The 12,140-nt window shown below is 60.9% G+C and carries 8 protein-coding genes; 1 reads left to right on the top strand and 7 read right to left on the bottom strand.

Annotated elements, in window-relative coordinates; all coding sequences use genetic code 11:
- Nucleotides 1–169: 169 nt before the first annotated feature.
- Nucleotides 170–1,195, bottom strand: a complete 1,026-nt coding sequence (gene astE, locus ACB031_RS07740) for a succinylglutamate desuccinylase (protein WP_319906502.1) — start codon at nt 1,193–1,195, stop codon at nt 170–172.
- Between the two features lie 284 nt (nt 1,196–1,479).
- Complete coding sequence (locus ACB031_RS07735) at nt 1,480–1,689, bottom strand: DUF1127 domain-containing protein (RefSeq protein WP_005302810.1); 210 nt, start codon at nt 1,687–1,689, stop codon at nt 1,480–1,482.
- Between the two features lie 504 nt (nt 1,690–2,193).
- Here ACB031_RS07735 and ACB031_RS07730 point away from each other — a divergent pair.
- On the top strand, nt 2,194–3,087 hold the full coding sequence (locus tag ACB031_RS07730; RefSeq protein ID WP_017765641.1) for a DNA replication terminus site-binding protein: 894 nt from the start codon (nt 2,194–2,196) through the stop codon (nt 3,085–3,087).
- 114 nt (nt 3,088–3,201) lie between these two features.
- Here the strand turns inward: ACB031_RS07730 and ACB031_RS07725 are convergent, their stop codons facing one another.
- The 5 genes from ACB031_RS07725 to rfbD form a co-directional block, all read right to left on the bottom strand.
- Nucleotides 3,202–7,041 carry a DEAD/DEAH box helicase gene (locus tag ACB031_RS07725; RefSeq protein ID WP_371139314.1) on the bottom strand — a complete coding sequence of 1,280 codons (3,840 nt, stop codon included), beginning with the start codon at nt 7,039–7,041 and terminating at the stop codon, nt 3,202–3,204.
- A gap of 223 nt (nt 7,042–7,264) precedes the next feature.
- Entirely contained in the window at nt 7,265–7,918 is a 654-nt protein-coding gene (locus ACB031_RS07720) for a YceH family protein (RefSeq protein ID WP_017765643.1), read from the bottom strand.
- A gap of 132 nt (nt 7,919–8,050) precedes the next feature.
- Nucleotides 8,051–9,766 carry a PglL family O-oligosaccharyltransferase gene (locus ACB031_RS07715; RefSeq protein WP_042008500.1) on the bottom strand — a complete coding sequence of 572 codons (1,716 nt, stop codon included), beginning with the start codon at nt 9,764–9,766 and terminating at the stop codon, nt 8,051–8,053.
- A 110-nt stretch (nt 9,767–9,876) separates the two neighbouring features.
- Nucleotides 9,877–10,959 carry an LPS O-antigen chain length determinant protein WzzB gene (locus ACB031_RS07710; protein ID WP_236664603.1) on the bottom strand — a complete coding sequence of 361 codons (1,083 nt, stop codon included), beginning with the start codon at nt 10,957–10,959 and terminating at the stop codon, nt 9,877–9,879.
- A 277-nt stretch (nt 10,960–11,236) separates the two neighbouring features.
- Nucleotides 11,237–12,139, bottom strand: coding sequence for a dTDP-4-dehydrorhamnose reductase (gene rfbD / locus ACB031_RS07705; RefSeq protein ID WP_017778587.1), 903 nt, complete (start codon nt 12,137–12,139; stop codon nt 11,237–11,239).
- Nucleotide 12,140: the final 1 nt, after the last annotated feature.

Genomic DNA, 12,140 nt, shown 5'->3' with positions numbered 1-12,140 from the left:
AGTAGAAACTTCTTTAATTTCAGAAAGAAGCTGGATTTTTCAGCTGAAAGAAAACGAAACAGGGAGCCACGTCGGGCTCCCTGTCAGGGCGGAGCGGGAGCACCTGGGGTTCCCGCTCCGAGCTGCACGGCCGGCAAGGCCTGAGATTGTCATCAGGGGTCGTGCCGGGTTACTCCCACAGCCGGGTCGGCACCACCAGCAACACGGTGCGCTGGCCGATGGCCACGTTGGCGTTGGGGAACACCACCGCCTCCCGCGGTTTCTCTACCGTGTAGCGCAGTTCGCCATCCTCGGCCAGCACGAAACCCTGGGGAAATTCGGTGAAATTGTCCACATCGCTGGCAAACAGGAAACGAAACTGCTCCGAGCGCTTGTTGATCACCCGATCGATGGCAAAGATGGTGAAGTCATCCGCTCGCCAGGGCTCCAGCTCCACCTCATCCCGGGTCACCAGATCCTGCAGCGCCTGCCGGGTTTCGATGAAACGGGTCATGTCGTTCTCGCCGAACGGGCGCACCTTGCCCAACTCCACCGTGAAGGCGTGAGCGCCGTGGCAATTGGAGCTGTAATAGCTGAAGGTGGTGGTGGGGCCGCTGGAGAGCAGAATGGTGCGCACGCCGCAGGCACCGAGAAACTGTACCTGCTCCTTGCAGTGAGGCCGCTCGTGGGGGAAGGGGTAGACGGCAAACTTCTCGTGGCGCGAGCCGCGAATGGCGGTGTGCAGATCGTAGTGGTAGCGAGGCCTGGCCGCGTCGGCAAAGAAGCGGCTCACATACTGCTCGAGGCGCATGGCGCGGATCCGTTCCTGATTGCACAGCCCCTCCCCCTTGCTGTGGGCGCCGGAGAAGAGCCGGTTCATGTTCTCCTCCACTTCCCGCACACCCAGGTTCATGGCTGCCGGGTTGCCGAACAGGAACAGTACCCGATGGCGGGCCTTGAGCTCACCGCAGAGCAGGCGGGTCAGCAGCTGGTTGCAGATCTCGATGGGCGCGGTTTCGTTGCCGTGGACGCCGCAGGAGAGCACGACATCCTTGCGCCCACCGGGTTGATCACCGGCCCCGGAAGCGGGCTCGAGGCAGAGCACGCCGGTATCCCAGACACTCACCCTGTCGCCATTGGCCAACGCATAGGAAAAGGGCTCAAGCTGCCACTCGTGGCGGCGGGTCAGAGCCAAAAAGTCATGCTGGGGAATCATCCATCTCACCCTTTTGTCAGGAACGCTATGGGCGGATTATACGCAAGGCGCTTCGGCTTAAAATCAATTTTTAAACAAATTCAAACAGTAATGTTACAAGTTTGGGTGAGGAGCAGGATCGGGGCGCGGGGAACAGAGAGGGGTCGGCACAAAGCCGTGAGGGAAGAAATGGGGTAAGGCAATCAGCGTGAAGCAGCTGATGAACAGGGCAATCCATCAACCCGCGACGGCGGCGGTCTGCGGCCGTGGATCAGCAAAAAAACGAGGCATCCTTGCCCGGCAGATCAACCACGCCAGAACGGCTTGGTGGTCTCTTGATAACGATCGGCTTCGTTCAGACCGATGTCCTTGAGCAGGTATTCGGGCAGCTCGGAGAGCTGGCGACGGCTGCGGCTGCGTTCCAGCCAGGTCAGTACGGTCATTTTGACGCGAGCAACCAGATTCAGTTGGCTGGAATGCTGGTAACCGGCGGCGGTATAAGTCATGTTGGCCATGATATGGCTCCTCTGTAGGGTGTCTGCGCGGGTGCAAATTTGTTGCGCAAAGCTTAGTCAGGGGGTATGGCCGACTCAATTGACGAATTTTGATAGCAGACATTAGTAAAACTAATGGTTGATGTCCGTGGTGAGATAAACATAAGATACTGATTATAAAAGACTAACAAACCTTTTCTGGGCCTGATGAAAGGCTGCAGCATATTCTCCTGCATGGCTCCCTTCTAACTATGCAGTTTCCTCTGCTGGCTATGCACTCCCGTCCCTGGCAAAAAGCAGGGTCAACCGGCTGTTTACATTCAATTGTTAATGAAGAGATCTTTCATTGATCTTCAATTAACACATTGATACACAACAGTTACCTTCCAGTGACCCATCGCCTTGCCCGCCTCTTGCTCCCACTTGGCACGCATACACAGGGCTGATATGGTTATTTATACAGTACCTTTACCGCCTTGCCGTTTCCCACCCCATGGGCCGGCAAGGGCGACACAGGATATGCCGATGGAGACATTCACCCCCACCGCCGCCTTGCGCCAACAGATGGAGCGGCTCGAAGAGGCGCTGGCCAGGCTGGCGGATCAATTGACGCAGCTGGAGCTGCTGGAAGCCCACGTCTATCCCCTGCCCGCCGTCGCGCAGGGAGAGGAGCACGAGCCCATCGACACCATCACGGTGGGCTACCTCGATGGTGAAGAGGCGCTGGCCGCCACCCTGGCCGCCTATCGGGATCACAGTGCCCGCGCCGGCTGCTCCACCAAGGCCACCCATCGCCTGCCGGGCTGGCTGCGCTTGCCCGCCGCCAGCGCCCCGCTGCTGCGACCGCTGATCGACGAGATCAATGAGTGCAAGCTCACCTTCAAGGCCCTGGTACAGCAGGCGGGCAGCCGGGACGAGAAGTTCGAGCTGGTACACAGGGCGCTGCCCGGGGTCATCACCCTGCAGGTCTATCGCAAACTGACCCTGCTGGAGGGTGACCTGCATTCGCTGGGCTTTACCTGGGCCGACAAGCAGAGCATCAACCGCCTCAGCCGCGAGCAGGTGCTGGAGATGCTGGAGCGCAGCCGCCGCTATGTCCCGGCGCTGTCGGACAACGAGGAGTGGAGCAAGATGGTGGATCAGGAGGTTTACGATATCCGCCGCCTGCCGGCGGATGCAGAGCTTCGGATCCGCCGCCCGGTCAAGACCCACCCCATGATCAACCTGCTCTGGCTGGATCGGGAGCCCCGCAAGCAGCAGATCAAGGCAAGCCTGCCTCTGTTGCTCTGCGCGGACAGCCAGCCGGCCGTCACCCATCTGGGACACTACCCGCCCAAGCTGCGCCAGGCCAGGCGGGATCGCAAGATTGGCGGCGAGCCCGTCATAGAGCGACTCCACCTCTACCTCTATCAGGGGTAAGGGGGCCTTGCCCACCAGGCACAACCCACTCAGCTCACCGCCCGTATCACCCAACAACAAGGGGGAGCATCACAGGATGCTCCCCCTTGTTTCTTGCGCCGTGTCAGCCCCTCGTCAGCTCATCAGCAGGGCCCGCAGGCTCTCCACATCCAGCCCGCGCACTTCCGACTGGCCGCTCAGCAGGCCATCGGCCAGCGCCCGCTTCTCATCGTGCAGGGCGACAATCTTCTCCTCCACCGTCTGCTCGCACACCAGGCGATAGACGGTCACCGGCTGGGTCTGCCCCATGCGGTGGGCCCGGTCGCTCGCCTGATCCTCCACCGCCGGGTTCCACCAGGGGTCCAGGTGCAGCACGGTATCGGCCTGGGTCAGGTTGAGCCCAGTGCCCCCCGCCTTGAGGCTGATGAGAAACAGCGGCACCGCTTCGTGGCGAAAGCGCAGGATGGAATCCTGCCGCGCCTTGGCCGAGCAGCCACCATCCAGATAGCAATAATCCCACTGCCGCTGCTCGATGCGGGTGCGCAGCAGGCTCAGCAGATCGACGAACTGGCTGAACACCAGCACCCGATGACCACCGTCGATGGCCTCCTCCAGCAGCGCCATCGCCTCGTCCAGCTTGCTGCTGGCCTCTGCCCACTCCGGCATCACCAGCTGGGGCGAGCAGCAGAGCCGGCGCAGCCGGGTCAGGCCGCTCAGCACGTGCATCAGGGCGCGACCATCGGCACTTTGCACCTGCTGCACCACTTCGCGCCGGGTCGCCTCGTAGAGCTGGCGCTCCGCCGGGGAGAGGCTGATGTGGTGGATGATCTCGGTCTTGTCCGGCAGCTCGGTCAGCACCTGGTGCTTGAGCCGGCGCAGGATGAAGGGGCTGATCACCGCCCGCAGCAGCGCCATGTGCTGGGGATCCTTGACCGCCTTGCCAAAGCGGCGCTTGAACTCGCCGAGGCTGCCGAGCAGCCCCGGGTTGATGAAGGTGAAGAGACTCCACAGCTCCCCCAGATGGTTCTCGATGGGGGTGCCGGAGAGGGCGAGCCGAAAATCACCGTCGAGCTGGAACAGCAGCTTGGCCCGCTGGGTACCGGCGTTTTTGATCTGCTGGGCCTCATCCAGCACCATGCTGGACCAGCGCCGCGACTTGAGCGCCTCCGCCAGGCTGCCGAGCATGCCGTAGTTGAGCAGGATGATCTGCCCCGCCCTCGCCTCGCGCACCATCCCCTCCCGCTCGGCGGGGTTGTCGAACACCACCACCTCCAGCTCGGGGGCGAAACGGGCCACCTCCTCCTGCCAGTTGGTGACCACTGACTTGGGGACCACCACCAGGGCCGGCCCCAGATGCTGGCGCATGCGCAGCACGATGAGGGCCTGCAATGTCTTGCCCAGCCCCATGTCATCGGCCAGACAGGCACCGAAACCGTGATGGGCCAGGGTCGCCAGCCAGCGCACCCCCTCCTTCTGATAGTCCCGCAGCGGCCCCATCAACTCGTCCGGGCACGCCACCTCCTGTTGCCACTCCTGCTGGAGGTTCTGCCAGGCGGCATCCCCCTCAGTGGTGATGACGGAGAGCAGCCGGGTGAGCGGATAGGCCAGCTTGTTGTTGATGCGCTGCTCGTCATCCAGCATGGCCCCCAGCATGGTGAGCCGCTCCACCAGCTTGTCGCTCAGCATCAGGCTGGTCTTCTCGTCGAGCTGGACGGTGCGCTGGCCCGGCGTCAGCTGGCGCAGGATCAAGCGCAAATCGAGGATCTGGTGCTCATCGAGGGAGAGGGCCCCCTCCACCTGGAACCAGTCCTGACGCCGCTCGATGCGCAGGCTCAGCGCCGCCTCATCGAGGCTCTTCAAACGCGCGCTGTCCTGATGCCAGTGAATGACCACGCCGGCATCCACCAGCTCCGGCAAGGCGTTGACCAGCGCCAGTGCCTGCTCCCCCTCGAGCCGCCATTCGCTGCCCGGCAGCTCGATGGGCAGCTGGTTGCGCAGCAGCTGGGCCTCGCCCCGCTCGGCCGCCAGATCCCGCTGCCAATAGTGATCATCCTTGATCCCCTGGCGCACGATGGCCTCCCCCTTGCCAAGGGGCAGCGGCGGCAGCTCCTCGAAGCGGGTCACCAGCCTGACCGCCAGCTGGCCATCCTGCCAGTCGAGCTGCACCGAGGCCACTCCGGGCCAGGGCGTCAGCTCGGCATTGCCGTGCAGCCCCGCCACCTGGCTGTGCCAGGGCAGATCCGGGATGGCATCCAGAGTGCGTTGCAACTCCGCCAGCCCCTCGGCCGGCAGGTCGGGAATGGCCTCCAGCGCCGGCAGGCGATCCTGCAGGGCCTGGGGGGTGAGGATGAGCTGCCACAGATCCTGCGCCAGCGGCAGTATGTGCGCCCCTCGTGCGGCCGCGGCCGGGCTCAACACGGCCCCCATGCCCTGCTCGGTGGCCACGATCTGCAGCAGTGGCGCCGTGATGGCGAGCTGCAGCTTCTGCCCTCTGGCATTGAACAAACGGGAGTGGTTGGCCAGCGGCGCCCACACCTCGCGCGGCAGCCGCCCCATGTTGCGCGGCAGGGTACGCACCAGCGCCCAGTCCTCTTCGTCGAGCAGGGCGGCGTACTGGGTGGAGAGCAGGGCGGGATCGACCCGGCGACCGGCGGTCCACTCCCCCTTGGCGCTCTGTTTCTGGATCTTGCACTCGAGCTCGGGCCCTTCGGCGTGAAGCAGCCAGACCAGCCGCTCCTGCGGTTTGCGCACGCCGCTGGAGCGGCCCAGTCCCTGCAGCCAGTTGAGCCAGCTGGCCGAGGCGGGAGCCTTCTCCTCATCCTCAGGCGCACTCCCCTGCTCATCCGGCCCGGCGGCCCGCAGCTGCTGCAGCGGGGCGCGTTCTGCCCCCTGCCCCAGCAGCAGGCGCAGCAGATCCTGGCAGAAGGCCATCAAGCGGTGGCGGGGCGCGGCCTCCAGCACGTGGGAGAGATCCCACTTGTGCAGGATGGCCACCTGGGGACTCTGCTCGCCGTGCCGGGCCAGCGCACAGAGATCGAGCCAGAGGTAACCCCAATGGAGCTCCTCCAGCGGCAGTTGCAGGGTGTCGAACAGCCCGACCGCCTGGCCGTGGCGCTCCCCTGCCCACTGTCCCAGCAGATCGGCCAGCAGGGGGAACTGACTGGCCAAAGTGCGCAGCCACTTCTTGCGCTGCTCGCTGGCCAGCACGGGATCCGCCTGCTGCAGCCAGCCCAGCCAGAGCAGGGCACTGAAGGTGGCAGGCCACTGACCCGCGCCCGTCGCGCCCGCTGACGCCTGCCAGGCCCCCAGCGCAGCCAGCAGGCGCTCGGCCAGCGGCTGCTCGTCTTCCTGCTCCGCCAACTGTTGCAGGGCGGGCCAGTGAGTGGTCGCTTCCCCGCTCGGCTCGCCGCAGAGCCATTGCCACTCGGCGGCAAAGCCCTCGGTCAGACCGGCCAGCTCGGGCGCACAGTACTGGGCAAGCGGGGTGAGCGGCCACTGCGGTTGGGGCTCGGCATCGAGCAGGGTCTGCAGGGCGAAGTGCTGCAGCAGCAACCGCTGCCACTGCGGGCTCGAGCTGGCCAGCAGCAGCTGGGCGTCGGGCAGATCGAGCAGACTCAGCAGGTCGGCCGCCAGATAGTAAGCGGGCACTTGCCCGGCCTCCCCCAGACAGAGCTCACGCACCAGCGCCTGGGCCATCTCCTGACCGGTGACCGACGGCACCCGTGCCCAGTTCGGCATGGGGCAGTCGCCGCGGCGCACCGCCAAGATGAGTGCCAGCGTCCCCTCCGCCGTCAGGCTCCACTGCTGCTCCCCGCGCTGGCGAACCAGCCCCTGCTGCTGCAACTGACTCAACTTGTCGAGCAGGGCCTGCCCAGATGGCAGTTGTTCTTGCAAATAGCGGGTACTGGCGGTGCGCTGCAACTGCAGCTCGCCAAGCAGGGCATAACAATCTGAAGAGAGAGTGGACGCAGACATCGAGACTCACGGGCCGGTGCAAAAGCGGAATTTTAACGGGAAAGCGACTGCGGCTCGACCCTTAAGCGCGAAATAACGCAAAAAAGCTGGCGCCTGCTGGTCGGGCCGACCATGACGACGGGACGCAGACAACCCGTCATTGCCGCCCCCGCAGCCCTGACGGGGAAACTCGGCCATAAAAAAAGGCGCCGTAGCGCCTCTTGGAAAAGATCCTGTTCTGGCGTCAGCCTTCCAGCCGGGCCAGACGCTCGGCCAGCGCCTGCAGCTGCGCCTTGAGGCTCTCGACCTCCTCTTCCAGCGCACTCAGCCTGTCCGCCGCCGGCGATGCATAGTTGCCGACGGGGGCCGCCTCGGCCAGCGCCTGCAGATCCACCTCGCCGCTGAACAGGTGGGCGTAACGGGACTCCCGCTTGCCCGGCTCGCGCGGCAGCTTGACCACATAGGGGCCACGCTCGATGAGGGTTGCCAGCACCGCATCCACCTCGGTCACGTCATCGAAGCTGCACAGCCGGTTGGTGCGTGAGCGCAGTTCACCCGGCGTCTGCGGGCCGCGCAGCAGCAGCTCGCAGATAATGCCGAGCTCCTGGGCGGTGAACTTCAGCTCGCCGAACTCGGTGTTGCAGAAGCGGTGTTGATAACGGGGAACCCGGGCGTTGAAGCCGGCGGTATTGACCACCAGCCGCTTGCGGATCAGCTCATCCACCACGGCCCGGATGTCGAGCTCGGACAGCTCGAGCACCGGCTCGCGGTTGCTCTTCTGGTTGCAGGCGTTGACCAGCGCATTGAGAGAGAGGGGGTATTGATCCGGGGTGCAGATCTCTTTTTCGATCAGACAGCCGATCACGCGGGCCTCCAACGGGCCAAGCACTAACTCCATTTCATACTCCCTACTAAGCAAGACGTTGAGGCCACTATCTTAGCCATGGCGCCCCTGCCGTCCAGCAGTGGCCACCATTTTTGCGAGGCGATGGGGCAGTTGATGAAACATCGCGCAACCGCCCCGCCACCGTCAGGAGGAGGGTTTGCGCTCCAGCGCCGTGGCCACGGATTTAGCGGCCGTGCCGGTCAGCAAGGGATCTGCCGGATAGAGTGCCAGCGCTTCGCTGCGCAGGGCCCGTGCCTCCTCTTTGCGTCCCAGCGCATCCAGCGCGATCACCATGTTGGCGTAGATATTGGCCCTCGGCGTGTGGCGCACGAAGGCTTGCCCCCACTCTAGATAGGCCTCCAGCTCCGCCTTGTTGTTGCTCTGGAGGCCCACCGTCAGCCGCACCGAATTGACGTCAAACTCCACCCGGGTCAACCAGGCCATGGGATTGATGACATCGAGCAGCAGGGTCGGCTCCTTGTAGCCGCCGCGCTCGTACTTGGTCACCACCCAGGCGGTGTGCAGCGCCGTCAGCATGAAGGGCACCACCAACAGGGGGATGGCAATGGCGGTAAAACGCAACAACAGCCAGGGGCGGTAGACATGCTCGCGCCAGCTGGCTCGTCCTGCCTCAAGCAGCTCCTCCTCCACTTCCGCGTCCAGCACGTACACCAACATCAGCAAGGCCCACCAGAGCGCGATGGCGTGGTAAAGCGGGTATTCGGTCTGGGTGTGCAGCAGGATCGGAGTCACCAGTGCCAGCAGGGCTGTGCCCTTGCGCCAGCCGGCCCGGCTCGCCCGCCACAGCAGGGCAGCGCCCATCAGCAGCATACCCAGCATGGGGGCTATCCCCCCCTCTACCGCCCAGTAGAGGAACTCGTTGTGGGGGTGATCGAGGTTGTATTCGATCTGCACCATGGCCGGGTTCAGCGCCTTGTCGGCCATGTAGTGATGGAGGAAGGTGGTTTCAAAGCTGCCGTAGCCCCAGCCCACCCAGGGAGACTGGCCAATCAGCTTGGCGGCATAGGGCCAGTAGATGGAGCGCATGCCGCCGGATTGATAGGCCTCCAGCCCACGCCTGAGGCCGTCAATCCAGTATTGGGAGGCAACCCCCAGCAAGATGCCGAGCGCGACCAGCACCAGCACCCTGGCCAGCAGACGATGCCGACGCAGCTCGGTCACCAGCAGGAGCAGCGCCAGCAAGCCACCCAACTGCCCCACCCGGGATTGCAGCACCACCAACAGCAGGCTGGCAGCCAGGATCACCCCGTAGCGCAACCCACGCAGCCAGACATGGGGATTGCCACGCAGCTCCAGCCAGCTGGCCAGCGCAAGCCCGGTCGCCATGAAACTGGCCATCACATTGGGTTGTTGAAAGATACCGTAGGGGCGGTTGACGTGGGTGTCATAGCCGATCCAGTTGCCCGGCACCAGCAGGTAGTACTGCACCAGGCCCAGCAGCGCCTCGATGGCCACCGCCCCCAGCAGCAGATAGAGCAGTCGGTCACGGGATGCCCGCGCCAGTTGCCATTGATAGAGACAGAACAGAAACAGCAGACCGGCGAACAGCCCTAGCAAACGGGGAATGGCATAGTCTTTCAGTTCAAAGCCGGGATAGGCCATGGGCAGCAGCAGCAACAATCCCCCGAGCCAGAGCCAGCCCTGCAACGAGGAGAACACTAGCCGCTGCTGCAAAGTCACCCGCCACAGCCCCAATCCGATGACCAGACTGGCGAAGATCCAGCCCCAGGCGTTGAACGGCAGATAGAGCCCGGCCCCACCGGGGTTGTGCATGAAAAAATGCATGCCCAGCAACCAGTACAGCGCGCTGACGGCAGCAAAGAGACCCGTATTGGTCATCTTCCTTGATCCCCTTTATGTTGTTGAGCAATGTTCATACGTCAGTGGCGCTGATGCAAACATCAAAAAAAGGGGGGCCATAGCCCCCCGTTTCTTATTTCATTTTGTCATCATACCTGTTCTGGCCGGCGAAAAGCATGCCGAGCCAGTACGATGCCGATCCCCAGCATACCGCCAAGCAAGGTGGCCAGCACGACTACCAGAGGACGCTTGGGTTTGTCACGGCTCAAAGGCTCGTTTGGGGAAGCCAAATAGGAAAAAGACTGGAACGATTGTTGCTCAAGTTTGATAGCCCTTAGACTACTCAGCTGTAAGCGAAGATCGCTCAAGGCTGGATTGAGAAGCTCAAGATTTTTCAATTCTTTTAATACCTTGAGCTTCTCAGCAAGCGCTTTAGCCCCCCACTCGATATTAAATCCATCACGAACATTGAGGTTCTCGACCGGGGTCTCGATACCTGCCGCACGGCTGATACGCAGGCTGTATTCTGTACGCGAAACATCATCCTTCAGCTGGGTAAGAGTATCTGCTTTGATGCTGTCATACTGGGACAGCAGGATCTTGATCCGGTTTTGCCAGATTGTCTCCAGTTCCTTGCTCTTCGACACAATCTCCTGTTGCTGGATGAAAGCTATGTATTGTTCCAGCCGCTGCTGAGCTTCAGTTGCAGTGGCCGCCCCAAAAGAGAGGGTAATGTTGTCACTCGGTGCATCCAAAGCCACCGCGCTGATCCCATTGACCATTTTCCTCAGCAGAGCACGCTTCCCTTTATCATCCGTTATCCCGGCAGCCTCTGCATCCATATCCAGATAACCCTTTTCAATCAGAAACTGTCGTTTGTTATTGAAACTGTTGAAGTTGCTCACAAAGTCGCCATAAAGAGCAGCTTTGTTAAATGAATCGAAAATAGTGGCTGGTATCTGAGCGTTAATCAGCTGGTTAACTCTAAGCTCGAGTGATTCAACTTCCTGCAATGACGGTGGTTTTATCTGAGACTGGCTAACCCAAACCTGTGGCGCCAGCAGGGCATAACCGATACCCGCAACAGCAAACACGACGGTGATCATCAGGATTTGTATTTTCTGACGCCACAGCACCGAAAACAGTTCATACAAGTCAATCTCATTACCTGAAGTTGCCTGCCAACCTTGTGGTAATTTATTATCCAAATTATCTATTTGTTGTTTGTTCATATTTATCTCTAAAAATGAAAAAGTCCCAATAACGACATGCCACACTAACAACCTTCACAAGGCATAGTATAAACATCATTAATCAATAATTTAAAGCCGGTTTCCGTTCATAGCCTTGTATTAAACAAATCCAATAAAAGAATATGATTTAAAAACTAAACAGCCTAATTAAATAAAAGCTGATTCTGATTGCATCAAGAAAAACCATCACTGTTTTAACTATGTATAAGATCATCTAAATAAGTATTTGTTTAGCTGGACTGTTCTAATGAAATTCTCATATTTCTTTCACCTCTGATATCTTAAGGCTAAACAGCCAATCTTTCATCTGTTCCTGCCAGTGTGGCTGCTCAGTTCCAAAGAGATCTGAAAAATGATGGCAATCCAACCTCGAGTTCAAAGGTCGGCGCGCCTGTTGTGGCCATTCATCCGAATGAATAGCGTGAACATTTATCTGCTCTTTCAACATGCCTAACCGAAACGCCTCATTCACCAGAGCAGAGGCAAAACCATGCCAGCTTGTCTCGCCGCGGCACACCAGATGGTATAGCCCAGCCTTATTAGGTGAGTTCAACACTTGCGACAGCGCCAATACAGATGCTCTCGCCAGCCAATCAACCTGGGTCGGAGCTCCCCACTGATCGTCAACCACAGCAAGTGCTTGCCCCTGTCTGGCCCGCGCCAAAATGGTGCGCGCAAAGTGTCTGCCTTCTCCACCGTACAGCCAGCCAGTGCGAATAATCAAATGATGTGGGCATAGGCGCTGTATGGCGAGTTCACCAGCATACTTGCTCATGCCATAGACATTCAGAGGTCTGGGTTGATCCGTCTCACGCCAAGGCCTGGCTCCTGTCCCGTCAAACACATAATCCGTTGAGAAGTGCACCAGCAACGCCCCCGCATTACTGGCTTCCCTCGCCATACACAACAAGGCCTGGTGATTTGCCATGTCGGCCAGTTCCTGCTCACTTTCAGCCTCATCGACTGCCGTGTAGGCAGCACAGTTGATGATGACATCGGGACGGCAAGCATCAATCCAGCCACACAAGACATCCGGAATCGTGATGTCGCACTCTTCCCTTCCAGGTGCATCCACTTGCCAATGAGGAAACATCTGGCGTAGCGCAGAAAAAAGGGCTCGTCCCAGTTGGCCACGAGCCCCCAACAACAAGATCTTCATC

Origin of the sequence: Aeromonas sp. S8(2024), assembly GCF_041403085.1 — a bacterium.
GTDB classification, from domain to species: domain Bacteria; phylum Pseudomonadota; class Gammaproteobacteria; order Enterobacterales; family Aeromonadaceae; genus Aeromonas; species Aeromonas dhakensis.
Note: the sequence above shows the minus strand (reverse complement) of the source record. Positions and strands in the feature narration are given on the sequence as shown.

Bases quoted from the DNA above. Each gene is read 5' to 3' on its own strand.
- astE (WP_319906502.1), bottom strand. From the start codon at position 1,195: ATGATTCCCCAGCATGACTTTTTGGCTCTGACCCGCCGCCACGAGTGG.
- ACB031_RS07735 (WP_005302810.1), bottom strand. From the start codon at position 1,689: ATGGCCAACATGACTTATACCGCCGCCGGTTACCAGCATTCCAGCCAA.
- rfbD (WP_017778587.1), bottom strand. From the start codon at position 12,139: ATGAAGATCTTGTTGTTGGGGGCTCGTGGCCAACTGGGACGAGCCCTT.
- ACB031_RS07710 (WP_236664603.1), bottom strand. From the start codon at position 10,959: ATGAACAAACAACAAATAGATAATTTGGATAATAAATTACCACAAGGT.
- ACB031_RS07730 (WP_017765641.1), top strand. From the start codon at position 2,194: ATGGAGACATTCACCCCCACCGCCGCCTTGCGCCAACAGATGGAGCGG.
- ACB031_RS07725 (WP_371139314.1), bottom strand. From the start codon at position 7,041: ATGTCTGCGTCCACTCTCTCTTCAGATTGTTATGCCCTGCTTGGCGAG.
- ACB031_RS07720 (WP_017765643.1), bottom strand. From the start codon at position 7,918: ATGGAGTTAGTGCTTGGCCCGTTGGAGGCCCGCGTGATCGGCTGTCTG.
- ACB031_RS07715 (WP_042008500.1), bottom strand. From the start codon at position 9,766: ATGACCAATACGGGTCTCTTTGCTGCCGTCAGCGCGCTGTACTGGTTG.